Origin of the sequence: Micromonospora sp. LA-10 (assembly GCF_051853095.1) — a bacterium.
Classification (GTDB): domain Bacteria; phylum Actinomycetota; class Actinomycetes; order Mycobacteriales; family Micromonosporaceae; genus Micromonospora; species Micromonospora echinospora_A.
This window is the reverse complement of sequence record NZ_CP195710.1, coordinates 4,454,334-4,479,791: the sequence shown is the minus strand read 5'-3', so window position 1 is coordinate 4,479,791 and position 25,458 is coordinate 4,454,334. Positions and strand designations below refer to the sequence as shown.

At 73.7% G+C, this 25,458-nt stretch carries 22 protein-coding genes; 10 read left to right on the top strand and 12 right to left on the bottom strand.

The window, feature by feature from the left end; all coding sequences use genetic code 11:
* Positions 1-21: 21 nt before the first annotated feature.
* From rpsI to ACSDG8_RS21220, 6 genes are all read right to left on the bottom strand, one after another.
* Positions 22-486 carry a 30S ribosomal protein S9 gene (gene rpsI, locus ACSDG8_RS21245; protein WP_018784602.1) on the bottom strand — a complete coding sequence of 155 codons (465 nt, stop codon included), beginning with the start codon at positions 484-486 and terminating at the stop codon, positions 22-24.
* 20 nt (positions 487-506) lie between these two features.
* Positions 507-950 carry a 50S ribosomal protein L13 gene (gene rplM / locus ACSDG8_RS21240; protein ID WP_013288574.1) on the bottom strand — a complete coding sequence of 148 codons (444 nt, stop codon included), beginning with the start codon at positions 948-950 and terminating at the stop codon, positions 507-509.
* Between the two features lie 209 nt (positions 951-1,159).
* Complete coding sequence (locus ACSDG8_RS21235; RefSeq protein WP_210896444.1) at positions 1,160-2,527, bottom strand: MFS transporter; 1,368 nt, start codon at positions 2,525-2,527, stop codon at positions 1,160-1,162.
* A 122-nt stretch (positions 2,528-2,649) separates the two neighbouring features.
* On the bottom strand, positions 2,650-2,943 hold the full coding sequence (locus tag ACSDG8_RS21230; protein ID WP_210896446.1) for a type II toxin-antitoxin system PemK/MazF family toxin: 294 nt from the start codon (positions 2,941-2,943) through the stop codon (positions 2,650-2,652).
* Positions 2,933-3,190, bottom strand: coding sequence for a DUF6364 family protein (locus tag ACSDG8_RS21225; RefSeq protein WP_210896448.1), 258 nt, complete (start codon positions 3,188-3,190; stop codon positions 2,933-2,935). The genes ACSDG8_RS21230 and ACSDG8_RS21225 overlap by 11 nt, the downstream gene beginning before the upstream one ends.
* A gap of 74 nt (positions 3,191-3,264) precedes the next feature.
* Positions 3,265-3,960, bottom strand: coding sequence for a class I SAM-dependent methyltransferase (locus ACSDG8_RS21220; protein WP_439427170.1), 696 nt, complete (start codon positions 3,958-3,960; stop codon positions 3,265-3,267).
* A 146-nt stretch (positions 3,961-4,106) separates the two neighbouring features.
* Here ACSDG8_RS21220 and ACSDG8_RS21215 point away from each other — a divergent pair, with 146 nt between their 5' ends.
* The 5 genes from ACSDG8_RS21215 (at position 4,107) to ACSDG8_RS21195 (ending at position 11,700) form a co-directional block, all read left to right on the top strand.
* Positions 4,107-6,215, top strand: a complete 2,109-nt coding sequence (locus ACSDG8_RS21215) for a molybdopterin oxidoreductase family protein (protein ID WP_210900227.1) — start codon at positions 4,107-4,109, stop codon at positions 6,213-6,215.
* Positions 6,212-7,684 carry an FAD-dependent oxidoreductase gene (locus ACSDG8_RS21210; protein WP_210900229.1) on the top strand — a complete coding sequence of 491 codons (1,473 nt, stop codon included), beginning with the start codon at positions 6,212-6,214 and terminating at the stop codon, positions 7,682-7,684. The genes ACSDG8_RS21215 and ACSDG8_RS21210 overlap by 4 nt, the downstream gene beginning before the upstream one ends.
* Before the next feature lie 76 nt (positions 7,685-7,760).
* Positions 7,761-10,268, top strand: a complete 2,508-nt coding sequence (nirB, locus tag ACSDG8_RS21205; protein WP_210900232.1) for a nitrite reductase large subunit NirB — start codon at positions 7,761-7,763, stop codon at positions 10,266-10,268.
* Positions 10,265-10,612: a nitrite reductase small subunit NirD gene (gene nirD, locus ACSDG8_RS21200; protein WP_210900235.1), complete on the top strand. Its 348-nt coding sequence runs from the start codon at positions 10,265-10,267 to the stop codon at positions 10,610-10,612. The genes nirB and nirD overlap by 4 nt, the downstream gene beginning before the upstream one ends.
* A complete protein-coding gene (locus ACSDG8_RS21195) occupies positions 10,612-11,700 on the top strand; it encodes a uroporphyrinogen-III synthase (protein WP_210900238.1) in 1,089 nt (362 codons plus the stop codon). The genes nirD and ACSDG8_RS21195 overlap by 1 nt, the downstream gene beginning before the upstream one ends.
* An 11-nt stretch (positions 11,701-11,711) precedes the next feature.
* Here the strand turns inward: ACSDG8_RS21195 and ACSDG8_RS21190 are convergent, their stop codons facing one another.
* The 4 genes from ACSDG8_RS21190 to ACSDG8_RS21175 are packed head-to-tail and all read right to left on the bottom strand — an operon-like array spanning position 11,712 to position 16,192.
* A complete protein-coding gene (locus ACSDG8_RS21190) occupies positions 11,712-12,329 on the bottom strand; it encodes a GTP-binding protein (protein ID WP_116508677.1) in 618 nt (205 codons plus the stop codon).
* The gene (locus ACSDG8_RS21185) at positions 12,310-12,672 is read right to left on the bottom strand and encodes a DUF742 domain-containing protein (RefSeq protein ID WP_030501578.1); all 363 of its coding nucleotides are present in this window, start codon (positions 12,670-12,672) and stop codon (positions 12,310-12,312) included. The genes ACSDG8_RS21190 and ACSDG8_RS21185 overlap by 20 nt, the downstream gene beginning before the upstream one ends.
* A gap of 59 nt (positions 12,673-12,731) precedes the next feature.
* A complete protein-coding gene (locus tag ACSDG8_RS21180; RefSeq protein WP_013288588.1) occupies positions 12,732-13,139 on the bottom strand; it encodes a roadblock/LC7 domain-containing protein in 408 nt (135 codons plus the stop codon).
* Positions 13,136-16,192, bottom strand: coding sequence for a sensor histidine kinase (locus ACSDG8_RS21175; protein WP_210942524.1), 3,057 nt, complete (start codon positions 16,190-16,192; stop codon positions 13,136-13,138). The genes ACSDG8_RS21180 and ACSDG8_RS21175 overlap by 4 nt, the downstream gene beginning before the upstream one ends.
* Before the next feature lie 447 nt (positions 16,193-16,639).
* Between ACSDG8_RS21175 and ACSDG8_RS21170 the strand changes: the two genes are divergently transcribed.
* Positions 16,640-17,821 (top strand): ABC transporter substrate-binding protein, encoded by a 1,182-nt coding sequence (locus tag ACSDG8_RS21170; protein ID WP_210900244.1) that lies wholly within the window; start codon positions 16,640-16,642, stop codon positions 17,819-17,821.
* Between the two features lie 160 nt (positions 17,822-17,981).
* Here ACSDG8_RS21170 and ACSDG8_RS21165 read toward each other — a convergent pair whose 3' ends face one another.
* Positions 17,982-18,815, bottom strand: a complete 834-nt coding sequence (locus tag ACSDG8_RS21165) for an ABC transporter permease (RefSeq protein WP_210900247.1) — start codon at positions 18,813-18,815, stop codon at positions 17,982-17,984.
* Positions 18,816-18,917: 102 nt separating this feature from the next.
* On the bottom strand, positions 18,918-19,946 hold the full coding sequence (locus tag ACSDG8_RS21160) for an ABC transporter substrate-binding protein (protein ID WP_210900250.1): 1,029 nt from the start codon (positions 19,944-19,946) through the stop codon (positions 18,918-18,920).
* A gap of 287 nt (positions 19,947-20,233) precedes the next feature.
* Between ACSDG8_RS21160 and ACSDG8_RS21155 the strand changes: the two genes are divergently transcribed.
* The 4 genes from ACSDG8_RS21155 (at position 20,234) to ACSDG8_RS21140 (ending at position 25,426) form a co-directional block, all read left to right on the top strand.
* A complete protein-coding gene (locus ACSDG8_RS21155) occupies positions 20,234-21,079 on the top strand; it encodes an ABC transporter ATP-binding protein (RefSeq protein WP_247679708.1) in 846 nt (281 codons plus the stop codon).
* Between the two features lie 2 nt (positions 21,080-21,081).
* The gene (locus ACSDG8_RS21150) at positions 21,082-22,032 is read left to right on the top strand and encodes an LLM class F420-dependent oxidoreductase (RefSeq protein WP_210900253.1); all 951 of its coding nucleotides are present in this window, start codon (positions 21,082-21,084) and stop codon (positions 22,030-22,032) included.
* The gene (locus ACSDG8_RS21145; RefSeq protein ID WP_073828925.1) at positions 22,029-22,337 is read left to right on the top strand and encodes a cupin; all 309 of its coding nucleotides are present in this window, start codon (positions 22,029-22,031) and stop codon (positions 22,335-22,337) included. The genes ACSDG8_RS21150 and ACSDG8_RS21145 overlap by 4 nt, the downstream gene beginning before the upstream one ends.
* 74 nt (positions 22,338-22,411) lie before the next feature.
* The gene (locus ACSDG8_RS21140) at positions 22,412-25,426 is read left to right on the top strand and encodes a hypothetical protein (protein ID WP_210900255.1); all 3,015 of its coding nucleotides are present in this window, start codon (positions 22,412-22,414) and stop codon (positions 25,424-25,426) included.
* Positions 25,427-25,458: the final 32 nt, after the last annotated feature.

Here is a 25,458-nt window from a genome sequence, read left to right as displayed (position 1 = left end):
AGTACAAGGCGCTTGTGATGATCAGCGCTTCGAGTACTGAGGAGCCTTGCGGGCCTTCTTGAGGCCGTACTTCTTGCTCTCCTTGACCCGGGCGTCACGGGTCAGGAAGCCGGCCTTCTTCAGGGCCGGGCGGTCGTCGGGCTCGCTGACGATCAGCGCCCGGGCGATGGCGAGCCGCAGCGCGCCGGCCTGGCCGGTGGTGCCGCCGCCACGCAGGTTGGCGATCACGTCGAACGCCTCGGGCTTCTCGGCGGTGACCAGCGGGTCCTTGATGAGCTGCTGGTGCACCTTGCTCGGGAAGTAGGCCTCGAGGTCGCGGCCGTTGCAGGTGATCTTGCCGGTGCCCGGGACGATCCGGACCCGGACGATGGCTTCCTTGCGCCGACCCACGGTCTGGATCGGGCGGTCACCACGGGGCGCGCGCGCGACGGGCGCCGGCGCCTCGGTGGCCTCGGGGGCGACCTCGGTGGCGGTGATGTCGGTCATGCTGCTTCCTTCGCCCGCGCTCACTGCGCGATCTGCTTGATCTCGAACGGCACCGGCTGCTGCGCGGTGTGCGGGTGCTCGGCACCGGCGTAGACCTTCAGCTTCTTGAGAAGCTGACGGCCCAGCTTGTTGTGCGGGAGCATGCCCTTCACGGCCAGCTCGATGGCCCGCTCGGGCCGCTTGGTGAGCAGCTCGTCGTAGCCGACCCGCTTCAGACCACCCGGGTAACCGGAGTGGCGGTAAGCAACCTTGGTCTGGCGCTTGTTGCCGGTCAGCGCGACCTTGCCCGCGTTCACGATGACGACAAAGTCGCCCGTGTCGACGTGCGGCGCGAAAGTCGGCTTGTGCTTGCCACGCAGGAGCGTGGCGGCGTGGGTCGCCAGGCGGCCCAGCACGACATCAGAGGCGTCGATGACGTGCCACTGACGCTCGATCTCACCCGGCTTCGGGCTGTACGTACGCACAGGTCTACCTTGTCTCGTCGTCGGTCTGGGGTCGCGCGCCGAGGTGACCAGGAGTACCCAGCCGGACCAGCGCGCACGAACGACCAAGCGTACCTGATGCGGCACGCCTAAGAATGTCGTACAACAGCAGGCAACGATACCCGGCCGCCCTGCGGCAGGTCAAAACGGGGTCGCACCCCGCGTGGCCTGCGCGTTCGCCATGGCGCAGCTCACACGCCGACCAGCGTACGCGGTCCGGGACGCAGGTAGACCACCCAGGTCACCAGGAAGCAGAGCGCGTACCAGGCGATGAATGCCAGGTAGGCGGCATCAGCCGTGCCGGAGGTCAGGAACGACTGCCGGAACGCCACGTTCACCAGCACCCCGCCCGAGGCCCCGACCGCGCCGGCGATCCCGATCACCGCCCCGGACAGGCGCCGGGCCCGCCGCTGCGCCGCCTCCGGGTCGCCGGTCAGCTCGCTCTCCGCGACGGCCCGGGCCCGGAAGATCGCCGGGATCATCTTGTACGTCGAGCCGTTGCCGATGCCGGAGAAGACGAACAGCGCCAGGAACCCGGCCAGGTAGAGCGGGAACGACCGGTCCCGGGCCGCGTACAGCACCAGCCCGGCACCGGCGGCCATCGCCACGAAGTTCCAGAACGTCACCCGCGCACCGCCCAGCCGGTCGGCGAGCTGACCGCCCACCGGCCGGATCAGCGAGCCGATCAGCGGGCCGAGGAAGGTCAGCCAGGCCGCGTCGACGGGCGTCGGGAAGCGGTCGTGGAACTGGAGCTGGAGCACCTGGCCGAAAGCGAAGCCGAATCCGATGAACGAGCCGAACGTGCCCACGTAGAGCAGCGACATCACCCAGGTGTGCGGGTCGCGGGCCGCCGCGCGCAGCGCGCCCGGCTCGTTGCGGGCCCCCGGCACGTTGTCCAGCCAGCGGGCCGCGGCCAGCGCGGCCAGCACGATCAGCGGCAGGTAGACCGCCGGCACCAGCCGGGGGTACGCGGCGCCGGCGGTCGCCAGCACCGCCAAGCCGACCAGTTGCACAGCCGGTACGCCCAGGTTGCCGCCACCGGCGTTGAGCCCCAGCGCCCGGCCCTTGAGCCGCTCCGGGAAGAACAGGTTGATGTTCGCCATCGAGGAGGCGAAGTTGCCGCCGCCGACGCCGGACAGGCAGGCCAGCACCATCAGCGTGGCGTACGACACCCCGGGCTCGATCAGCAGCGCCATCGGCACCGCCGGCACCAGCAGCAGCAACGCGCTCACGATGGTCCAGTTCCGGCCGCCGAAGCGGGCCACCGCCAACGTGTACGGCAGCCGCAGCACCGCGCCCAGCGCGGCCGGTACGGCGGTGAGCAGGAACTTCCCGGCCGGGTCGATGCCGTACTCGGGGCCCAGGAACAGCACCGTCACCGACCAGAGGCTCCACACGGAGAAGCCGACGTGCTCGGCGAAAATCGACACGTACAGGTTGCGCCGGGCGATCCGGGCGCCCCCGGCGGCCCAGAACGCCGGGTCCTCCGGCCGCCATTCGGTGAGCCGCCCGGCGGTGGTGGCCGGCGGCGAGGTCGGTGCGGAAACGAGCGTGCTCACGGGCGACTCCTCCTCGTCGATGACGAGGCGACGCTCTCAGCCGGTGGTTTCCCCGGCGTGCCCCGCTCGCGTCGGCGCGGCAACGGAGATCGCACGTCCGCCCGACGGCGCCGGTGAGGCGGTCACAGCTCCTGGAGGATCCGCAGGGCCCGGCCGACCCGCTGCATGGTCTCGGTGTCGGCCACGTCCACGCACTCGGCGAACCACTTCTTCATCGGTGAGGAGATCCGGTCGGGCATCACCACGTACGCGCCCATCCGCACGGCCAGCGGCGAGTCGCGCAGCAGCGACTCCTCGACCACCTCGGCCACGATCACGATGGGTACCGCCGTGGCGTTGTAGACGTCGGAGCTGATCACCAGACCGAACCGCTCCCGGGCGCCGGAGATGCGCCAGACCTCACCCCTACGCAGCACGCGGACGCCCGCCGAACAGGGCGTCGTCGACGAGCGCGACCTCCTGGGCGTCGGCCAGGGCGGCGGCTTCCAGGTCGAGACCGGCGCGGCCCACCGCGTCGGCGTGCGCGGTGAAGACCTCACGCAGCGCCTTCTCCCGGGCGGCCTGGTCCATCCAGGCGGAGAGGGAGAGCCCTTCCCGCTTGGCGAACCGGCGCGCCTCCTCGATCGTCTCTTCGGAGAACGACAGTGTCACCTTGGCGGTCATACCGGGAAGACTACCCAGCGGTATGACCAGTAGTCATCCTCGTTCGCGCCGACCAGGCAATCGGACACCTTCGATCACGGACGGGCGCCGCCGAAGACGGCGAAGCGCCACTCCTTGAAGAAGCAGTCCACGTCCACCAGGCCCGCCTCGGCCAGCCACCGGCACTGGTCGGCCACCGTGGCCGGCCGGTCGTGCCGCATCCGCTCCCGGGCGCCGGCGATCTCCTCGGCGTCGGAGCCCAGTTCGGTGATGCGCGCCGTCCACACCTCGTCGTAGCGGCGGTCCAGCGCCGGGGTGGGCCCGGCCACCTGCTCGGCGTTGACGAACACCCCGCCCGGCGCCAGCGCGTCCGCCGCCCGCTTGTACAGCGCCCGCTTGCCGGAGTCGTCGAGGTGGTGGATGGCCAGCGCGGAGACCACCGCGTCGTACCGGCCGGCGGGCAGCGGGTCGGCCAGGTCGGCGTGCACGGTGCGGTGCGCCACGCCGCGTTCTGTCAGGTGTCCGGCGGCCACCGCGAGCATGCCGGGGGCGCCGTCGACGAGCGTCAGGCGTACGCCGGGGACGGCCGCGGTCAGCAGCAGGGACAGCAGGCCGGTGCCCGCGCCCAGGTCCAGCACCTCGGGGGTACGCCCGGCGGCGAGCGCGGCCCGCAGTGGCGGCGCGGCCACCTCGACGGCGGCGCCGTAGAAGGCGTCGAAGCAGGGCACCAGGCGGCGTCGGGCCTGGTCGTAGCTGCCGGCCACCGCGTCGAACGCGTCCGCCACGCTCATGTCGCCTCCTAATATATGAGATTGTTGTCCCACATTCTAAACCCCACGGACGACTCCGTCACCTGCGTGCGGTGTGAAGCGCTCGTGACAGGACCGAAACAGAGCAGACCCGGACCGGAAACTGCCCGACGGCACGCTTTTCCGACATGACAGACGGTGCACGCACGGCGACGCGAAGGGGTTCACGCCCCGAACAGGTCGCCACGCACTGCCCGTACTGCGCCCTGCAGTGCGGGATGCTGCTGCGCGCCACCGGCGACGGCGTCGAGGTCGGCGCCCGGGACTTCCCCACCAACCGGGGCGGGCTGTGCCAGAAGGGCTGGACCGCCGCTGACCTGCTCGACCACCCGGACCGGCTCACCACCCCGCTGCTGCGCGACCGGCCCGGCGGCGAGCTACGCCCGGCGAGCTGGGACGAAGCGCTCGACCGCGTCGCCGCCGGGGTGCAGGACGTGCAGCACCGCCACGGGCCGGACGCGGTGGCCGTCTTCGGCGGCGGCGGGCTGACTAACGAGAAGGCGTACGCGCTGGGCCGCTTCGCCCGGGTGACGCTGCGGACCCGGCACATCGACTACAACGGACGCTGGTGCATGTCCTCGGCCGCCGCGGCCGGCAACCGGGCGTTCGGGATCGACAGAGGGCTGCCGTTCCCGCTCGCCGACCTCGGCCGCGCGGACACGCTGCTGCTCGTCGGCGCGAACCCGGCCGAGACCATGCCGCCGCTGATGCGGCACGTCACCGACCAGCGGGATCGCGGCGGCCGCCTGATCGTTGTCGACCCTCGGGCCACGGCCACCGCCCGCCAGGCCGACCTGCACCTGCAACCGCTGCCCGGCACCGATCTCGCGGTGGCGAACGCGCTGCTGCACATCGCGCTCACCGAGGGCTGGCTGGACCGGACCTACGTCGCGGAGCGGACCACCGGCTTCGACGAGGTCCGGCGGACGGTCGCCGGCTACTGGCCCGCGGAGGTGGAACGGCTCTCCGGCGTGCCGGTCGCCGACCTGTACGCGACCGCACGCGCGCTGGCCACAGTGGACCGGGCGATCATTCTCACCGCGCGGGGCGCCGAGCAGCACGCCAAGGGCGTGGACACGGTCACCGCCTTCATCAACCTGGCGCTCGCCCTGGGCCTGCAGGGTCGCCCCGGCTCCGGCTACGGCTGCCTGACCGGGCAGGGCAACGGGCAGGGCGGCCGGGAACACGGGCAGAAGGCCGACCAGTTGCCCGGCTACCGGCGGATCGACGACCCGGCGGCCCGCGAGCACGTGGCCGGCGTGTGGGGCGTCGACCCGGACACGCTGCCCGGGCCGGGCGTGCCGGCGTACCAGCTCCTGGACGCGCTGGGCACGCCGGCGGGCGCGCGGGCGCTGCTGGTGTTCGGCTCCAACCCGGTCGTGTCCGCGCCCCGCGCGGCGCGGGTCGAGTCCCGGCTGCGCGACCTGGACCTGCTCGTGGTGGCGGACTTCGTCCGCTCCGAGACGGCCGAGCTGGCCGACGTGGTGCTGCCGGTCGCCCAGTGGGCCGAGGAGGACGGCACGATGACCAACCTGGAGGGCCGCGTGCTGCGCCGCCGGGCGCTGCGTGAGCCACCGGCCGGGGTCCGTACCGAGCTGGAGATCCTCGCCGCGCTCGCCGGACGGCTGACCGACGGCGCGCCACTGCCGACCGACCCGCGTGAGGTGTTCGCGGAGCTGGGCCGGGCCTCGGCCGGCGGGCCGGCCGACTACGCCGGGATCACCTGGGACCGGATCGACACCGACACCGGCGTCTTCTGGCCCTGCCCGGACCGGGACGGCCCGGACACCCCCCGACTCTTCGCCGACCGCTTCCCCACCCCGGACGGCCGGGCCCGGTTCCACGCCGTGACCCACCGGCCGGCCGCCGAGCCGGTGTGCGCCGACTACCCGCTGCACTTCACCACCGGCCGGGTGCTGGCCCAGTACCAGTCCGGCGCGCAGACCCGGCGGGTGGCCGCGTTGCGCCGGGCCGCGCCGGGCGGGTTCGTCGAGCTGCACCCGGACCTGGCGGCCCGGCTCGGCGTGACCGAGGGAGCGCCGGTACGTGTGGTCTCCCGCCGGGGCGAGCTGCTGGCGCCGGCCCGGCTCAGCACGGCGATCCGGCCGGACACCGTCTTCGCGCCGTTCCATTGGCCCGGAGCGCAACGCGCCAACTCGGTCACCAACGACGCCCTCGACCCGGTCTCCGGTATGCCCGAGTTCAAGATCTGCGCGGTCCGGGTGGAGCCGGCATGAACGAACGCTTCGTCGTCGTCGGCTACGGCATGGCCGGCGCCCGGCTCGCCGCCGAGCTGCACGCACGCGGCGGGGACCGGCGGATCACAGTGCTCGGGGCGGAGCCGCACCGCGCGTACAACCGGATCATGCTCTCCACGCTGCTCGCCGGGCGCATCGGCGAGCCGGACGTGGAGCTGGTCGAAGCGGTCGGGCCGGGCGTCGAGGTGCGCACCGGCGCGGCGGTCACCGCCGTGGACCGGGCCGCCCGGGAGGTGGTCACCGCCGACGGCGGCCGGCACGGGTACGACCACCTGGTGCTCGCCACCGGCAGCCGGGCCGTCGTGCCGCCACTGCCGGGCCTCACGCCGCTGCCCGATCGGGTCGTCCCGTTCCGCACGCTCGGTGACTGCCGGCGGATCCTCGCCGCCGCCGAGGGCGCGCGCCGCGTGACGGTGCTCGGCGGCGGGCTGCTGGGCCTGGAGGCGGCCCGGGGGCTCGCCGCGCGGGGTCTCGACGTGACTGTGGTCCACCCGGTCGGGCACCTGATGGAACGCCAGCTCGACCCGTCGGCCGGCGCGGTCCTCGCGGGCACGCTCGCCGGACTGGGCGTCCGGTCCCGGCTCGGGGCGGCGGCCACCGCCGTGACCGCCGACGCCTACGGCGTCCGCCTGCACCTGGGCGACGCCGAACCGCTCGACGCCGACCTGCTGGTGCTCTGCTGCGGGGTACGCCCCGACACCGCGCTCGCCGCGTCCGCCGGGCTCGCCGTCGAGCGGGGCGTGGTGGTGGACGACCGGATGCGGACGAGCGACCGGCGGATCTCCGCCATCGGCGACTGCGCGCAGCACGACGGGACGCTGACCGGGCTTGTGGCGCCGGCCTGGGCGCAGGCCCGGGTGGTGGCCGACGTGCTGACCGGCGCGGATCCGCTGGCCCGCTACCGGCCCCGGCCGGCGGTGACCCGGCTCAAGGCGGCCGGCATCGACCTGGCCGCGATGGGTGACGTGGCCGGGACCGGCGACCCGGGCGGCCCGGTCGAGGAGCTGACCTTCGCCGACCCGGCCCGGGGCACCTACGCCCGGTTGCGCATCCGGGACGAGCGGCTGACCGGCGCGATCCTGCTGGGCGACAACCCGGCGGTCGGCACCGTGGTGCAGCTGTTCGACAGGGGCGCGCCGGTGCCCGCGGACCGGCGTTCGCTGCTGCTCGGCCGCGCGTTCGGCGAGACGCCGTCCGGGCCGGCCGCGTCCCCGGCGCTGATGCCGGACGCCGCGACCGTGTGCCGGTGCAACGACGTGACCAAGGGCGCGCTGGTGGCGTGCTGGCGGGAGGGCGCCCGGACGGCGGCGGCGCTGTCCGCGGCGACCCGGGCCGCCACCGGCTGCGGCGGCTGCCGGGACGCGGTTGCCGGCATCGCCGCCTGGCTCGCCGAGGCCGACCCGCAGGCAACCGACGAGGTACGCGAGACGGTGGAGGTGGCGTCATGAGTGAGCGAAGCGAGCGAATCAGCAGGCTCAGCGCGGAGGTGCCTCATGGCGCCACGCAGCGAAGCGGAGTGGCGTCATGAGTGAGCTGGTCGTCGTCGGGAACGGCATGGTGGGGCAGCGCTTCGTCGAGGCGCTGCGGGCCCGGGACACCGGCGGGCGGTGGCGGGTCACGGTGCTGGCCGAGGAGGGGCGTCCGGCGTACGACCGGGTGCGGCTCTCGGCCGTCTTCGACGGGGTGGACGCCGACGAGCTGACCGTGCACACCCCCGACGACGGAGTAGACCTGCGGCTGGGCGAGCCGGCCACCGGCGTCGACCGGGCACGGCGCGTGGTGACCACGGCGGCCGGGGAGTACCCGTACGACGCGCTGGTGCTGGCCACCGGCTCGTACGCGTTCGTGCCTCCGGTCGACGGCACTGATCTGCCGGGCGTCTTCGTCTACCGGACGCTGGACGACCTGACCGCGATCCGGGAGCACGCCCGTGGGCGGCGTACCGGCGCGGTGATCGGCGGTGGGCTGCTCGGGCTGGAGGCGGCGAACGCGTTGCGGCTGCTCGGGCTCACCACGAGCGTGGTCGAGTTCGCGCCCCGGCTGATGCCGGTGCAGGTGGACGAGGCGGGCGGGGCGATGCTCCGCCGCTACGTCGAGGAGCTGGGCGTCACGCCGTACCTCGGGGTGGCCACCACGGCGCTGCGCCCCGGGCCGGACGGCACGGTGGCCGCGCTCGACCTGGCCGACGGGCGCACCGTCGACGCGGAACTGGTGGTGGTGGCCGCCGGGATCCGGCCGCGCGACGAGCTGGCCCGGGCGGCCGGGCTGCCGCTGGGCCCGCGCGGGGGCGTGCTGGTGGACGCTTCCTGCCGCACCGCCGACGAGCGGATCTGGGCGGTCGGCGAGTGCGCCGCGGTGGACGGGGTCTGCCACGGGCTGGTCGCGCCCGGGTACGCCACCGCCGAAGTGGTCGCGGACCGGCTGCTCGGCGGCGCGGCCACGTTCCCCGGCGCGGACACCGCGACGAAGCTCAAACTGCTCGGCGTGGACGTGGCCTCGTTCGGTGACGCGCACGGCGTCACCCCCGGCTGCCTGGACGTGACGTTCACCGACCCGGCCACCCGCGCGTACGCGAAGCTGGTCCTGTCCGACGACGCGCGGACGCTGCTCGGCGGCGTGCTGGTCGGGGACGCGAGCGCGTACCCGACGTTGCGGGCCAGTGTCGGCGGGCCGCTGCCCGCTCCCCCGCTGGCGCTGCTGGCGCCGGCCGGCGGCGCGGGCGCCGGCGCGGGCGCGCTGCCGGCCGCCGCGCAGGTCTGCTCCTGCAACGCGGTGACCCGGGGCGACCTGGACGCGGCGATCGCCGGCGGGGCGACCGACGTGCCGGCGTTGAAGGCGTGCACCCGGGCCGGTACGAGCTGCGGTTCCTGCGTGCCGATGCTCAAGCAGCTGCTGGACGCCGCCGGGGTGCGCCAGTCCACCGCGTTGTGCGAGCACTTCGACCTCAGCCGGCAGGAGCTGTTCGACCTGATCCGGGTGCGCGGCATCGGCACGTTCTCCCGGCTCGTCGCCGAGCACGGGCGCGGGAGCGGCTGCGACATCTGCAAGCCGGTGGTGGCCTCCATCCTGGCCTCGCTCGGCGCCGGCCACGTGCTCGACGGCGAGCAGGCGTCGCTGCAGGACACGAACGACCACTTCCTGGCCAACCTGCAACGCGACGGCAGCTACTCGGTGGTGCCCCGGATTCCCGGCGGGGAGATCACCCCGGAGAAGCTGATCGCGATCGGCGAGGTGGCCCGCGACTTCCAGCTCTACACGAAGATCACCGGCGGGCAGCGGATCGACCTGTTCGGCGCGCGGGTCGACCAGTTGCCGCAGATCTGGCGCCGGCTCGTCGACGCGGGCTTCGAGTCGGGCCACGCCTACGGCAAGGCGCTGCGCACCGTGAAGTCCTGCGTCGGCGACACCTGGTGCCGCTACGGCGTCCAGGACTCGGTCGGGCTTGCGATCGCGCTGGAGCTGCGCTACCGGGGGCTGCGCGCGCCGCACAAGCTCAAGTCGGCGGTCTCCGGCTGCGCCCGGGAGTGCGCCGAGGCCCGGAGCAAGGACTTCGGTGTCATCGCCACCGAGGGCGGCTGGAACCTGTACGTCGGCGGCAACGGCGGCTTCCGGCCCCGGCACGCCGACCTGTTCGCCACCGACCTGAGCACCGCCGAGCTGGTCACGATGATCGACAGGTTCCTCATGTACTACATCCGCACCGCCGACCGCTTGCAGCGCACCGCCGCCTGGATCGAGGCGATGGACGGCGGCCTGGACCACCTCCGGGCGGTGCTCGTGGACGACTCGCTCGGCCTCTGCGCCGACCTCGACGCGGCCATGGCCCGGCACGTCACGAGCTACTCCGACGAGTGGCGCGACGTGCTGGAGGACCCGGAGCGGCTGCGCCGCTTCACCTCGTTCATCAACGCGCCCGGCGTACCCGACCCGTCCATCTCGTTCACCCGGGAGCGGGGCCAGCCGGTGCCGGCCCGCGACGCCGGGCACCGCCGTCAACCCGTCGTGCTCGGACTGCCGGAGGTACGCCGATGAGCCCCGTCGTCACGCTGGACTGGACGCCGGTCTGCCCGCTGGACCGGCTCGACCTCGACCGGGGCGTGGCCGCGCTCGTCGACGGCGTACAGGTGGCTGTCTTCCGCACCACGAGCGGGCTGTACGCGGTGGACAACCTCGACCCGGTCGGCGGCGCGTACGTCATGTCCCGCGGTCTCGTGGGCAGCCGGGGCGGCGTGCCGACGCTCTCCTCGCCGCTGCACAAGCAGGTCTACGACCTCGCCACCGGGCGGTGCCTGGACCTGCCCGGCGTGACGTTGACGCGGCACCGGGTGCGCTGCCGGGACGGCCAGGTCGAGGTGCGGTTACGGCAGGAGCAGTGATGCGGGACGAGCTGGCCGGTTTCACCATCGGGGTCACCGCGGACCGGCGGCGCGACGAGCTGGCCGCCCTGCTCCAGCGGCGCGGCGCGCGGGTGGTGCTCGCCCCGGCGCTGCGGATCGTCCCGCTCGCCGACGACACCGACCTGCGTGAGGCCACCCGGGCCTGCCTGGAACATCCGCCGGACGTGCTGATGGCCAACACCGGCATCGGCATGCGGGGCTGGCTGGAGGCGGCCGAGGGCTGGGGGCTGGCCGAGCCGCTGCGCGCCACGCTCGCCCGCGCGTACGTGGTGTCCCGGGGACCCAAGGCGACCGGGGCGATCCGCGCCGCCGGGCTGCGCGAGCACTGGTCGCCGGGATCGGAGAGCTGCGACGAGGTGGTGGAGCACCTGGTCTCGCGCGGCGTGGCCGGCCAGGTGGTGGCGATGCAACTGCACGGCGAGCGGCAACCCGAGTGCACCGACGCGCTGGTGGCGGCCGGGGCCACGGTCATCGAGGTGCCGGTCTACCGGTGGGCGCCGCCGGCCGACCCGGCGCCGCTGCACCGGCTCATCGACCTGGTCGCCGGGCGGCTCGTGGACGCTGTCACGTTCACCTCGGCCCCGGCGGCCGAGGCCCTGCTGCGCGCGGCCGGGGACCGTACCGAGACGGTGCTGGAGGCGCTGCGCGGCGACGTGCTGGCCGGGTGCGTGGGCACCGTCACCGCCGAGCCGCTGGTGCGGCGCGGGGTGCCGGTGAGCGCGCCGAGCCGGGCGCGGCTGGGCGCGCTGGTCCGCACCATCGTCGAGGAGCTGCCCCGGCGCACGGTCTCGGTGAAGGCCGCCGGGCACGTGCTGACGCTGCGCGGCCACGCCGCGGTGGTGGACGGGGAACTGCGCCAGCTCGCGCCGGCCCCGATGGCCGTGCTGCGCGCGCTCGCCGCGTCACCCGGCAAGGTGCTCTCCCGCACCGCGCTGCTGCGTACGCTGCCGCGCGGAGCGGACGAGCACGCGGTGGAGATGGCTGTCGCCCGGCTGCGGGTCGGGCTGAAGGCGCCCCGCGTGGTGCAGACAGTCGTCAAGCGGGGGTACCGCCTGCGGGTCGACTGACCCGCAGGCGGTCAGCCGACCGAGGCCGGGTAGCCGTGCTCGGCCTGGAGGCGGAGCATCGCGTGCTCGACCACAGTCACCAGCACCTGCTTGACCGAGTCCCGCCGGCGCGCGTCGCACAGGACCATCGGCACGTCCGGGGAGATGGCGAGCGCCTCCCGGACCTCCTCCAGCTCGTAGTGCGGCGCGTCTTCGAAGCGGTTCAACGCCACGACGTACGGCAGTTTGCGGTTCTCGAAGTAGTCCAGCGGCGCGAACGCGTCGGTGATCCGGCGGGTGTCCACCAGCACCGCCGCGCCCACCGCGCCCCGGATGATCTCGTCCCACATGAACCAGAAGCGGGTCTGGCCCGGTGTGCCGAACAGGTAGAGGATCAGGTCCTCGGCCATTGTGATACGGCCGAAGTCCATGGCGACCGTGGTGGTCTCCTTGCCCGGTACCTTCGACGCGTCGTCGATGCCCACGCCGGCCGCGGTCATCAGCGCCTCGGTGGTCAGCGGCTGGATCTCGGAGATCGCCCCGACCAGGGTGGTCTTGCCCACGCCGAAGCCGCCCGCGATCACGATCTTCGCGGAGATGATCTCCCGGCCGCGGTTCACCCCGTCGGGGTCATAGTTCGCGAAGTCCACTTAGCACCCTTCCAAGCAGGTTCATCCGCGCCGCGAAACCCGTCGCGGGAGCGGCAGTGTGTAGCGTCAGCAGGCCCTCGGCCACCATGTCGGCGACCAGCACCCGGGTGACGCCCAGCGGCATCCGGGTGTAAGCGGCGATTTCCGCCAGCGACTGTGCCCGGCCTTCACAGACCGAGGAGATGCGGTACTTGTCGTGCCCGGCGAACCGCGCCTCGGCCGACTGCGTGGGCGTGCTCGACAGCACCGCCTCGAGCGCGATGTTCTGCAACGGCTCGGTGCGGCCCCGGGTGACCGCGTACGGTCGCACCAGCGCGCCACGCGGATCACGTCGCGGTTCCATCTCGCGATCACCTCCCCTCGTACGGAGCGCAGCGGCTCCGGCTCATGTCGGCGGCCCGGTCAGGACCGGACGGCGTCCCTCGGCAGCGGGACCAGCGCCTGGCCGACCCGTTCCACAAGCAACGCCATCTCGTAGCCGACCTGGCCCACGTCGCAACTGCGCGCCGCGAGCACGGCCATCGAGGAGCCGTCGCTGATGGACATCAGGAACAGGTAGCCGCTGTCCATCTCGATCACGGTCTGCAACACCCCGCCGGCGCTGAACATCCGCGCCGCGCCCTCGGTCAGGCTCACCACGCCGGAGGTGATCGCGGCGAGCTGGTCGGCCCGGTCCCCGGGCAGGTCCCGGGAGGAGGCGAGCAGCAACCCGTCCGCGGAGACCGCCACCACGTGGGCGATGCCCGCCACGCTGTCGGCGAAGTTGGTGAGAAGCCAACCCATGTCCTGCATGGCCGCCGGCCTGTTCATCGGTTCGTCTCCTTGGTCGAGGTGCTGTTCGGGTCGGCGCCGGCCGTACGGCCCCGCTGGACGCCACGGTGGTAGGCGGAGAGCAGCCCCCGTACCTCGTCCGGCGTGCGCCGGCTGCGGTCCCGGCCGCTCTTCGGCTCGATCCCGCCGGGCACGAGCTGGGCCTGCGGCACCCGCTTGGGCAGGCCCGAACGGGTGGTGCCGCCGGTGGTGGGCTCCGCGGCCTGGCTGGCCCGCGTCCAGCCCTCGTCGGCCGCCGTACGCCAGGCGCTCGGGTCGATGGCGGGTGCGGGTTCGGCGGCGGGTGGTGGCGCCGGGGCGGCCGGTGGCGGCGACGCGGCCGGCGGGAACGACGGGGCGGCGGCCGCGGGTGGCGCGGACGGCACGGCCGGTGCGTTGTACGCGGCCGGCGTGGTCAGCCCCGATGCCTGCGCGCCCGGGGTACGGGTGGGCAGCGGCGGACGTGTCGACGCCGTGGGCGGCGGCACGGCCGGCTGGGCCGGCGCGGGCGGCTCGTCGAAGGTGGGCCGGGTGAAGATGGTGGTCTCGTCCTCTCCGTGCGAGCGGAACCAGACCGCCTCCATCTCCCGGAATATCGGGGCCTCGGCCCGCTGCTCGGGACGGGCCACCACGGGCGTCGCCGGGGTGGTCTCCACCGCCGGCGCCGCGGCGAGCGGCTGGTAGGCCGGAGGCGCCACCGGCTGCGCGGTTTCGGTGCCGGGCGAGCGCTTGGGCAGCGGGTCGAGCGCGGGGTACGCCACCGTCGGCCCGCCGGCCGACCAGCCCGCTCCGGAGACCGGGGCCGGCGCGGCCGGGGCCGCCGCGGTCACCGGGGCCGCCGGCAGCGTGCCGGTCGCCCCGCCGAACTGGACGGCGGGAGTGGTGTCACGCACCTCGGCGGGCGTCTGCCACCTGGTGGGCGGGGCGGTGGTCGCTCCGCGCCACCCGTCGGCGAGCGTCGCGGTGGCAGCGCCCCGCCCGGCGCCGGCGAGCGCGTCGGCGACGCCGGCCTGGCTCAGCGGCGACTGCTCGACGGCCAGCGGCTGACGCGGCCGGGTCAACGGGGCCTGGCCCCGGTTGGCGGGCAGCACCACAGTCGAGTTCGGCAGCGTGACCTGGGCGACGGTGCCGCCCTCGACGTTGCGGCGCAGCTCGACCCGGATCCCGTACCGGGAGGCGAGCCGGCTCACCACGGCCAGACCCATCAGCCGGAACGCGGCCACGTCGACGGTCGGCGGCGCGGCCAAGCGCCGGTTGAGCGAGTCGAGCTGCTCGTCGCTGAGGCCCAGGCCCCGGTCCTCGATCTGGATCAGCACGTAGTCGCGGATCCGGCGGCCGTCGGCCACCACCGAGGTGTTAGGCGGCGAGAAGCGGGTGGCGTTGTCGAGCAGCTCCGCGACCAGCCGGACGACGTCGTTGACGGCGTGGGCGGCCACCGAGATGTCCGTGTCGACGGTGCCGAACTCGATCCGGTTGTAGAGCTCCACCTCGGACTGCGCGGCGCGCAGCACGTCGACAAGGAGCGCGTCGTCGCGACGCGGCACCGCCGAGTCGGCGCCGGCGAGCACCAGCAGGTTCTCGTCGTTGCGGCGCATCCGGGTGGCCAGGTGGTCCAGCTCGAACAGCTGCGCCAGCCGCTTCGGGTCCTCCTCGGACCGCTCGATCGCGTCGAGCTCGCCGATCATGCGGTCGACCAGGCTCTGCGAGCGGCGGGCCAGGTTGAGGAACATCGCCGAGACGCTCGTACGCAGCGCGGCCTGTTCGGCCGCCACCCGCACCGCCTCCCGGTGGACCACGTTGAAGGCGACTGCGACCTGGCCGACCTCGTCGCGGTTGGTCAGCTTGATCGGGTCCCGGACCTGCTGGACGATCTCGTCCACGCCGCCGTCGCCGATGGCGTTGATGTTCTGCAGCCGGCTCACCGCGTCCGGCAGGTCGTGGTTCGCCACCGCGAGCGCGCCCTCACGCAGCCGGCGCAGCGAGTCGTTCAGCGACCGGGCGAGCACCACGGCGAGCGACACCGCGACGGCCAGCGTGATCAGCACCAGCAGGCCCTCCACGACCGCCTGCCGGATCACGTCGGCGCGTACCTCGTCGGCGTCGGCGAGCAGGTCGTCCAGGAGCTGGATCTCCGCCCACCGCATCAGCTCGTCAACAGCGCCGATGGCGTCGGCCGCCTCCTGCCGGGTGACGAGCGCGGGGCGCCCGACCGAGCGGGACAGGTCGGCGGCGACCCGGTCGGCGAGCTGGACGGCGTCGCCGGAGACGGTGCGGTCCACCAGGGCCCGCTGGGCCGGCGTCGCGGACCGGGAGAAGGTGAGCAGCGCCTCCTGCTGACCGGTCAGGGTGGCGACGAAGGAGGAGAACTGCTCCTCGTCGATCCGGCCGGCGCCGAGCGCGGTGAAGGCGACCGCCTGCTCCTCGGCCACCTGGGCCTTGGCGTGGGCGAACGCGGCCACCGCGCGGCGGGCGTCGGCCAGGCTTTCCGCGCCCGGCTGCTGGGCCAGCGCGTCGCTGTACGCGACCAGGTCGTCCAGGACGATGCCGTAGCGCAGGCTGGCCTCGGCGACCGGCATCTGCGACCGGTCCAGCACCTCCTGGCGCGTGCCGTTCAACGTGGACAGGTGGGCGTCGATGACCTTGAGCTGGGTGCTGACCGCGCCCGGCACGTCACCGAGCCGGCGCCGCTCGTCCTGGTACGCCGCGATGCGCTCGTCGGTCTGGCGCACCCGCAGGTTGTACGCGTCCGGCTTCTGGTCCGGCTGGGCCAGGAAGACCGCCGCCGCCATCCGCTCCTTGTGGAGGTCCTGGGTGAGCGCCGAGATGTCGACCGACACCGCCGTCAGCGACCGGACCCGGTCCGCCTCGTACGCGCCCTGGCCCACCGAGACGAGTCGGATAGTTGCCAGTGCGATGACAGCCGCGACCGGAACGACCAGGATGAGGGCGAGTTTCGAGCGGATCCGCGCGTCGCGCAGCCTCGGCAGGCGCCGTCGCCGGTTCCGCTGATCGGCGTTGGGGCTCCCGGGCAGGGTCGTAGGTCCGGTGCTCACGACATCGCCTCCGTCGTTTCTTCCACGCGCGACCCGCTGACCCGTGCCTGGTGCAGCGGCCAGCGCCGCGCGCGGCACGGCCGCGATTTCATCAGACGAGATCGTGTTTGGGAAGCCGCACGGAGGCAGGAAACGGTCGGGGTCGACGCAACCCGTGATCCGATCACCTAATACCTTCTTTTCTCCAACCCCCTGATCAGGGGATGTCACTCCAGAGTGGTCACGCGCTTCTGTGCAGTAATTGTCAGTTAATGTTCCGTGTCCCCAGCATGTGGGATGGCTGTCCCGAAACAGCACTCGAGATCCCGGCTTGACCACAGGCCCCGGCATTGGCAAGGTTTTGCAGGCTTCGCGCACACCGTACGGCACACCAATCCCGTTCCTCCACTGAGGACGGACTAGCGGCGGTGATCGGGCGTCGGCCCGCGCCGCACCTGGAGGACTGAGTTGAGCCCCATCCGCTCCGCGAGCGTCGCGGCGCTCGCATCGGCCGTGCTGGCCACCACGCTCACCGGCTGCGGGATCGGCGGGGAACCGCAGGACACCAGCCCCATCGTCATCGCCGCCGACCTGGAACTCTCCGGCGCGTCGGCGCCGGTCGGCAAGGTGTACCAGCGGGCGCTGGAACTGAAGGTCGAGCAGTTGAACTCGTCCGGCGCGCTCGGCGGCCGGAAGATCGAACTGAAGGTCAAGGACAACCGCTCCGACGCGGCGGAATCCTTGCGGAACATCAATGATTTCAGCGGCGACTCACGGGTCAGCGCCGTCATCATGGGCGGCTGCAACGAATGCGCCGTCGGCGCGGCCCGCACCATCGGCGAGAAGCGCATTCCGACGATCGCACTGGCCTCGTCGAGCGCGGTCACCGAACCGGTGGACCAACGACGATATGTCTTCAGGCTCGCCCCGAACGCCGCCGACAGCGCCGCCGCGCTCGCCACCGAACTGGAGCGGCGCAACATCCGCAAGGTCGCGCTGCTGCACAGCGCCGACGGCTACGGCCAGGAAGGGCTCACCGCGCTGCAGCGGGAACTGGAAAAGACCACTGTGCGGATGGTGGGCAACGAATCGGTGCGGCTCACCGACACCGAGGTCGGCACGCAGGTCAATGACCTGATCGCCGACAAGCCGCAGGCCCTGATCCTCTGGACCACGCCGGAGCAGGCGACGCTGGCCGCCACCACGGCCCGGCAGAGCAAGTTCCGCGGGTCGCTGTTCTTCGACGCCGCGGCCGCCGGCGACCTCTTCCTGGGCCCGGCGGCCCGCTCCACCGAAGAGGCCACGCTGATCTTCACCCAGACCATGGTGATCGACGACGTGATCGCTACCACCCCGGCGAAGGCCGCACGCCGGCAGTGGTTCCAGGACTACACCGCCCGGTTCGGCGGCTACAACGGCTTCTCCTCGTTCGCCGCGGACGCGGTCCAGCTGATCGCCGACGCCGAGCTGCGCTCCGGCGGCGAAGCGGGCAAGGTCGACCGGGACGCGCTGCGCGACGTGCTGGAGACCTCGCAGCTGGACGGGCTGTCCGGGCCGATCCGGATGACGCCGGACAACCACTCCGGGTTGATGCCGCAGGCGTTGACGACGCTCGTGGCTCGTGGTGGTCGTTGGCGGCTCGCCGGCTAGTCACTGTGGGGGTGTCGCCCCCGGCACAACCGGCTCCGGGCGGTCAGGCTTGATCCCTCCGCCGGTTGCGCCGGGGGCGACACCTTTCGTGGTCGGCCGCGACCCGTGGGTTGAGGTTTCCTTCTGGGTTCTCGGTCGACGTCGGGTTACCTGGTTGTGGTCAGCGGGCTGAGGTGGTGGCTCGCACCCAGGGCAGGGCCAGGCGCTCGATGAGGCTCAGAGCGGCGTAGAGCACGATGCTCATCAGGGCCACCAGCACGATCGCGGCCCAGGCGGTGGCGGTGTCGCCGACGCCGTTGTACTGCAGGATCTGGTAACCCAGGCCGGGACGATCCGAGTAGAACTCCCCGATCACCGCGCCGATCGCGGCCAGCGGCATGGCCACCTTGAGCCCGACGAAGATCTGCGGCAACGCGGACGGGAAGCGCACCTTGCGGAACGACTGCCACCACGAGGCGTTCAGCGACCGGCCCAGCTCCGCCAGGTCCGCCGGGGTGGTGGTCAGGCCGGTGGCGGTGGAGAGCACGATCGGGAAGAAGCAGAGCAGGAACACCATGGTCAGGATCGGTTTCTGACCCCAGCCGACGGCCACCACCAGCAGCGGCCCGAACGCGATCTTCGGGACCGCGTTCACGGCCACCAGCAGCGGCGCGAACATCCGCTCCACCCGGCGGGAGGCGGCCAGCGCCATCCCGATCAGCACCCCGGCGGCCGACGAGAGCAGGAAGCCGAGCAGCGTCATCCAGGTGGTGATGCCCAACGCGGGCAGCAGCACGTCGGTGGCGTTCGCGAGGGACTCCCCCACCGCCTGCGGCGGCGGCAGCGCGGCCGGGTGCACCAGGTTCAGCCCCGAGGTGACCAGCCACCAGGTGGCCACCGCGATCACCAGGCCGAGCGCCGGCAGCCCGACCGCGGCCGGACGTACGGCGAAACCGCGCCGGACCGCCGGGCGCGGCTGCGGCGCCTCCGGCCGGGCCTCGGTCAACTGTGTCAACGTGTCCTCCTCTCTGCGCCGGTCGGTGCGACCGGCACGGGAAGGGGGTGCGCCCCACCGGGTGTCCGGCGGGTCGCACCCCCGTTGGCCCGAGCGGACCGGTCAGGCCTTCGGCGCGAGGTTGAAGTCGATGATCTGGTCCGGGGTGAGGTCCTGCTTGAGCGCGCCCGCGCCCTTCAGCAGGGCGATGCTCTTGGCCACCCGGCCGCTGTCCAGCGTGCCGATCGCGGTGCCGGAGTTGCTCGACCGGACGTACGCGGCCATCAGCTGAAGCTCGGCGGAGGCGGCGGCCGGGACGGCGGCCGGCACGTTCTTCTTCAGGATCTCGGCGGCCTCGTCCGGGTTGGCCAGCGAGTACTCCAGGCCCTTGAGCAGCGCGGCGGTGAACTTCTTCACCATCTCCGGCTTCTCCTTGGCGAGCTTGGTGGAGGTGATCAGCGCGTTGCCGTAGAGGTCCTGCATCACGTTGCTGTACGGCAGGACGACCGGCTTCTTCTTGGTCACCGTCTCCACCGTCGGCTGGCCGACGACGAACTGGCCGATGCCGTCCACCGAGCCGGAGCCGAGCATCGGCATCAGGCTCTGCGCCTCACCGTTGACCCAGGTCACCTTGCTGCCGTCGATGCCGGCGAGCCGCGCGTACGTGGGGAACAGGTTACGCACGACGGAGCTGGGAGTGTCGGCGAGCTTCTTGCCCTCCAGGTCCTTCGGGGTGGCGATGTTCTTGCCCTCGACCGTGACGATCGCGGCCATGGTGCGCTGCTGGATCGCGGCCACCGCCACGAAGTCCTTCGCCTGGCCGTTGCCGAGCTGGAGGATGCCACCGGTCAGGTCGATCGGGCCGAACTGGGCCTGGCCGCCGGTGATGGTCTGGATGACGGAGCCGGTGCCCTGGCCGGGCTTGATGTCGACGTCGAAGCCGGCCTCCTTGAAGAAGCCCTTGTCCTTCGCCACCCAGGCGTAGGAGTCACGGCCGAAGTTGCCGAACGAGGTGAGGTACGTCACCTTTTCCAGCGCGCCGCCGTTGCCGCCGCCGCTCTCGGACTTGTCCGAGTCGCTGCTGCAGCCGCCCACGAGGGCGAGGGCGGTAGCCAGAGCCGCGGCGGCGACCGTACGGGTCAGCCTTCTCATCAGTGCACCATGTCCTTTCCGACCAGGACTTCTTCGCCGGTCGGGTCGTGGGTCCGACGGGGTCGGCAGGAGGGGTTGGGCCGACTGGACCGTCGTGAGGGGACTCTTCGCGCGCAACAGCGTACGAGAAGGCGGATGGTGCGCCCCCTCCGTCCCGGTTGCGGAACGGAAACGAAGTTGCGTGACGGAAAGTGGACTGACGTCCACCCCAGACAGTGCTATACGCACCTCCCCCGCTACGCTAGCCCGGCTCGCATTCGCCCGACGACGTGGAAGGAGCCGGCGAGATGATCCGACTGTCCGGAGTGTCCCGCACCTTCGACGGCCGGTCCGGGCAGGTGGAGGCGCTGCGCGGCATCGACCTCGACGTCGCCGAGGGTGAGTTCGTCGCCGTGCTCGGCCGGTCCGGCTGCGGCAAGTCCACCCTGCTGCGCATGATCGCCGGCCTGCTCCCGGTCAGCGGCGGTGAGATCACAGTGGCCGGCACACCGATCACGAAGCCCCGCCGGGACGTGGCCATGCTGTTCCAGCGGCCGGCCCTGCTGCCCTGGCGCACGGTGCTGGACAACGTGCTGCTGCCGGTGGAGATCTTCGGCTGGCGCCGTGCCGAGCACCGCGACCGCGCCCGCCAACTGCTGGAGATGGCCGGGCTGGGCGGCTTCGAGAAGCGGCTCCCGCATGAGCTGTCCGGCGGCATGCAGCAGCGCGTCTCGCTCTGCCGGTCGCTCATCGGCTCACCCCGGGTGATGCTCATGGACGAGCCGTTCTCCGCGCTCGACGCGCTCACCCGCGAGGAGCTGTCCGGCGAACTCCAGCGGGTGCACATGGAGACGAAGGCCACGATCGTCTTCGTCACCCACTCGATCGACGAGGCGGTGCTGCTCGCCGACCGGGTCGTCGTGCTCAGCCCGCGCCCCGGCCGCATCCGCGAGGTGGTCGAGGTGAACGTCCCCCGGCCCCGCACCCTCGGCCGGCACGCACATCTGGCCGACGTCGCGCGGATCAGCGCCGAGCTGCACGAACTGCTGATGGAGCGGGACGCCCTGGGCGCGCCCGCGCCGACCGGACCGGCGCAGCCGCCGGCCGCGTCGGCCGAGACGCCGCCGCGGACCGCGGCGGCGGGAGGACGGTGACCATGCGGGTCTCGGTCTTCACCGAACCCCACCGCGGAGCGGACTACGACGACCAGCTCCGGTTCGCCCGGCTGGTCGAGGAGACCGGCTTCGAGGGCTTCTTCCGGGCCGACCACTACCGGGCCATGGGGGACGAGCCGGCGCTGCCCGGCCCCACCGACGCCTGGCTGACGCTCGCCGCGCTGGCCCGGGAGACCTCCCGGATCCGGCTCGGCACGCTCGTCACGTCCGCCACGTTCCGGCTCCCCGGGCCGCTGGCGGTCATGGTCACCCAGGTCGACCGGATGAGCGGCGGACGCGTCGAGCTGGGCATCGGCGCCGGCTGGTACGAGCGTGAGCACACCGCGTACGGCATCCCGTTCCCGCCGGTCGCCGAGCGCTTCGACCGGCTCGCCGAGCAGCTGGAGATCGTCACCGGCCTGTGGCGCACCCCGGCCGACGAGACGTACAGCTTCACCGGTGAGCACTACCGGCTGGCCGACGCGCCGGCGCTGCCCAAGCCGGTGCAGCAGCCCGGGCCGCCGGTGATCGTCGGCGGCCGGGGACCGAAGCGCACGCCCGAGCTGGCCGCCCGCTACGCCGACGAGTTCAACATGCCGTTCAAGAGCGTGGCCGAGACCGCCACCGCCTACGACCGGGTCCGGGAGGCGTGCGACCGCACCGGCCGGGACGCCTCCGGCCGGGCCCCGCTGACGCTCTCCGCCGGCATCGTGGTGGCCATCGGGCGCACCGACGCCGAGGCGCAGCGCCGGGCCGCGCCGCTGCACGTCACCAGCGCGCTGCCGCCGGAGGACCCGGTGGTCGGCTCCCCCGCGCAGCTCGTCGACCGGATCGGCGAGTTCGCCGCGATCGGGGCCACCCGGGTCCACCTGCGCCTGATCGACTTCGACGACCTCGACCACGTGGAGCTCATCGCCGCCGAGGTGCTCCCCCAACTGGACGGACCACGATGACCGAACTCTCCGCCGACCTCGAACTCGGCCCGGTGGGCCAGGAGATCGTGTACGAGAACGACCGGGTACGCGTCTGGCACATCCGGCTGGAGCCGGGTGAGCGGCAGCCGCTGCACCGCCACGACCACCCGTACCTGGTGGTGGCGATCCAGGGCGCGAAGAACGTCGTGCAGACGATCGACGGCGCCACCATCGACGCCGACGAGCCGACCGGCGGCGTCGTCTACCGGGATCCGGGCGCGGTGCACATGCTGACGAACGTCGGCGACACCACCTACCTCGCCCGCCTGGTCGAGCTGAAGTAGCCACGCCGACAGGTTCGCCGCGCCGCGCGGCGGCAAGGTGGCGATCGGGGGCACCGGGCCGTAACGTGCCGGACATGGCCTTTCGGACGTGGGGCAGGCTGCTGCTCACGGCGCTCGGAGTGAGCGTACTGGCCGGGGCCGGCCAGTTGGGCATCGCGTACGGCTTCGGAGTCGTCCGCCTCGACGGCGCGTTCGTCGACGCCTCGGTGAACCGGTGGCCCGCCCAGCTCGTCTGGGTGGGCTGGTTCGCCGTGGTCGCCACGGTCGCCGGAGCCGTCCTCACCGAGCGCTTCGCCCGCCGCGACGACCTCCCCGGCGGCACCACCGAACTGCTCTCCGTCGCCGGCGTCAGCGCGCTGGGCGCGACAGTGGTCGCCCCGCTGTGCATGCAACCGGCACGCGCGGCCGAGCTGGCCGGGTCCGTCGACCCGGTCTGGGCCGCCGGCGTCTGCGCCGCGCTCGGCGCGGTGGTCGGGGCCGGCGCGGCGATCGCCGTACTGCTGAAGCCGCCGTTCGGCTGGGGCGTGGCGATCACCGCCGGGATCGTCTGGCTGCTGGCACTGCTGTCCGTCGCGCCCACGATCGTCTCGGACCGTCCGCTGGCCACCGTCCGGCTCGGTGTACTCGAACCGTCCTGGCTGGATGCGGCGGCCGCGCAGCGCCTGTCCATGCTGCTGCTGCCCACACTGGCCCTGCTCGCCGGCGGCGCGGTCGGCGTGCTGGCCCGTCGCGCCGGGTGGCCGCCGCTGGTCGGTGGCGCGGCCGGTGCGGCCGGTCCGGTGCTCGTCGCGTTCGCCTACCTGACCGCCGGTCCCGGCGCGGCGACCGACAGGTACCAGGTCGCGCCCTACTACGGCGCGCTGATCGCTGTCGTCGCCGGGGCGCTCGGCTCGACCGCCACCACGATGCTGCCCCGGCCGGTCACCGCCGGTGGCGATCCCGATGCCGTCGAGGCCACCGACATCCTCGCGCCGCTGCCGCCGTCGTCCGCCGCGTCGTCGCCGGGCGCCGCGCTCACGCCTTCGGTGACCAGCGGCGCCGCCGCCCCGGCGCACTGGACCTGGCCGGAGGCCGGCGGTTCGGCCGCGACTCCGGCCGCGCCGGGCGGTACTGAGCTTCCCGCCACGGCCGCACTGGGCAGCGCCGACCTGCCGGCCACAGCCGCGCTCAGCAGCGCCGAGCTACCGGCCACAGCCGCGCTCAGCAGCGCCGAGCTACCGGCCACAGCCGCGCTCAGCAGCGCCGAGCTACCGGCCACAGCCGCGCTCAGCAGCGCCGAGCTACCGGCCACGGCCGCGCCGGGCGGCGCCGACCTTTCGGCCGCCGATCAGCCCGCCGGCACGAGCCGGCCCGGCGCGGGCCGGCGTGCCCTCGGCGAAGCGGCGCCGGGCGACCGGCCCACCACCGACCCGACCCACGGCCAGCCCATGCCAGGGCTGTTGCCCCCGGGGCGACGGACCTCGGCCATCGACGTCCTCGCCGCCGGCCGTCCCGACCCGTACCCGGCTACAGACCTCGCATCGCCCGGCGCGGACACCGTCGACGGGACTGCCGACCGGGCGGCGACGGGCCAGGCGGCAGCCACCGGCCAGGCGGCGGACCCCGCCGGGCCCGAGCCCGCAGCCGGCGTGTCCGGGCCGGTGACCGGTGCTACGTCCGTCGAACCGACCTCCACCGGACCGGCCGCGAACGGACCGGCCGCCGGCACGCCGGGCGTCCTCGCCGCCGGAGCCGTGTCGAGCGGACCGGAGAAGGCGGACCCGCCCGCGGCCCCCGTCGGCGGTCCGGCCGCCACCGGCACGCCCGAGCCGGATCGCAGCGCCACGGCCGGGACCGCTGATGCGGCGAAGACGGCCGAGGCGGCATCCGAACCCGCCCCGGAACCGGCGGCGACCACGCCACGGGTGACCCGGCCGCGCCGGACCCGCGCCCGCGCCACCGAGGCCGCACCGGCCGACGGCACCACCGCGTCCCGCACCGCCGGGGCCGCGTCCCCGGCCGCCGTCGGCGGCACCGACGAGCAGAGCCACGTTCCCGGCCCGCGTACGGACAGCGGCCCCGCCGGATCCGCCACGTCCACCGGGACGGTCACCTCCGACGGCAGGCACACTCCCACCGCAGCGGTCACGCCCGACGGGCCGATCGCGTCCGACGGCGCGCACAAGCCCGCCGCAGCGGTCACGCCCGGGCCGGTCCTCCCAGGGGACGCCCCGGGCAGCAAGACCCCCGGCGAACCGCCGGCCGAGGCCGCCGGGACCGCCGACACCGGGACCGGCCGCGCCACCCGGGCCCGGCGCACCCGCGCCCCGAAGGCCGGGCAGCGCGACACCGGCACGGACTCACCCGAGTCCGCCCCGGCCGACGCCCGCCCGCCCGCGACGGGGAGCCAGACCGGTCCCGCCCCGGATGCCGCTGGAAACGCCGACCTCGGCTCCCCCACCGGCGACGTCGCACCGCCCGCAGAGCGCCCCACCCGCGGCTTCTTCTTCGACGACCCGGCGCCGGCCACATCGCCCCGGCCACGGTTCCCGATGTTCGAGGACGCCGGCGGGCAGGCGGGCGACGTACGCCCGGCCTGGCCGATCACCCCGGCCGCCCGCCCGCACCGCGTCACCAGCGGACCGGACGCGCCGACGCGGGACGGCGACGAGACGACCGCCCCGGCCGAGCCGACGCCGCGTCCCCGCCACCGGGGTCTGCCCGAGCCGGGCGCGAGCAGCGGATGGGACGCGCTCGCCACGAACGCCCGCCCGGCCGGGCCGGTCCAGTGGCCGGAGCCGGAGACCGCCGTACCGGCGGGTGCGGCGCTGCCCGAGGCGGCATCCGGGACCGGCGAGCCGGACCCCGGTACGCGACGCGGGCGGCACGCCGGGCCGGACGACGCCGACGCGCCCGCCGGGAAGCCGAAGGCCCGGCGCGGCCTGTTCCGGCGCAACCGGGCGAAGGAGGAACCGGAGCCGGCGGAGCGTACGGCCGAGCCCGTCGACGCGGCCGACGACGAGTACGTGGACTGGGTGGCCGGTCTCGCCTCGGACGACAACGCCGACGACGCCCGCTCGCTGCGTACCGGGCGGCACCACCGCGCCTGAGAGTCGGCCGGGGCGGGCATGGACAGCCCGCC

What these genes read in the sequence shown, in the direction of transcription:
- rpsI (WP_018784602.1), bottom strand. Translation starts at nt 486, where the DNA reads ATGACCGACATCACCGCCACCGAGGTCGCCCCCGAGGCCACCGAGGCG.
- ACSDG8_RS21225 (WP_210896448.1), bottom strand. Translation starts at nt 3,190, where the DNA reads ATGACCGCCAAGGTGACACTGTCGTTCTCCGAAGAGACGATCGAGGAG.
- ACSDG8_RS21220 (WP_439427170.1), bottom strand. Translation starts at nt 3,960, where the DNA reads ATGAGCGTGGCGGACGCGTTCGACGCGGTGGCCGGCAGCTACGACCAG.
- ACSDG8_RS21215 (WP_210900227.1), top strand. Translation starts at nt 4,107, where the DNA reads ATGACAGACGGTGCACGCACGGCGACGCGAAGGGGTTCACGCCCCGAA.
- ACSDG8_RS21210 (WP_210900229.1), top strand. Translation starts at nt 6,212, where the DNA reads ATGAACGAACGCTTCGTCGTCGTCGGCTACGGCATGGCCGGCGCCCGG.
- nirB (WP_210900232.1), top strand. Translation starts at nt 7,761, where the DNA reads ATGAGTGAGCTGGTCGTCGTCGGGAACGGCATGGTGGGGCAGCGCTTC.
- nirD (WP_210900235.1), top strand. Translation starts at nt 10,265, where the DNA reads ATGAGCCCCGTCGTCACGCTGGACTGGACGCCGGTCTGCCCGCTGGAC.
- ACSDG8_RS21195 (WP_210900238.1), top strand. Translation starts at nt 10,612, where the DNA reads ATGCGGGACGAGCTGGCCGGTTTCACCATCGGGGTCACCGCGGACCGG.
- ACSDG8_RS21185 (WP_030501578.1), bottom strand. Translation starts at nt 12,672, where the DNA reads ATGGAACCGCGACGTGATCCGCGTGGCGCGCTGGTGCGACCGTACGCG.
- ACSDG8_RS21180 (WP_013288588.1), bottom strand. Translation starts at nt 13,139, where the DNA reads ATGAACAGGCCGGCGGCCATGCAGGACATGGGTTGGCTTCTCACCAAC.
- ACSDG8_RS21160 (WP_210900250.1), bottom strand. Translation starts at nt 19,946, where the DNA reads ATGAGAAGGCTGACCCGTACGGTCGCCGCCGCGGCTCTGGCTACCGCC.
- ACSDG8_RS21155 (WP_247679708.1), top strand. Translation starts at nt 20,234, where the DNA reads ATGATCCGACTGTCCGGAGTGTCCCGCACCTTCGACGGCCGGTCCGGG.
- ACSDG8_RS21150 (WP_210900253.1), top strand. Translation starts at nt 21,082, where the DNA reads ATGCGGGTCTCGGTCTTCACCGAACCCCACCGCGGAGCGGACTACGAC.
- ACSDG8_RS21145 (WP_073828925.1), top strand. Translation starts at nt 22,029, where the DNA reads ATGACCGAACTCTCCGCCGACCTCGAACTCGGCCCGGTGGGCCAGGAG.
- ACSDG8_RS21140 (WP_210900255.1), top strand. Translation starts at nt 22,412, where the DNA reads ATGGCCTTTCGGACGTGGGGCAGGCTGCTGCTCACGGCGCTCGGAGTG.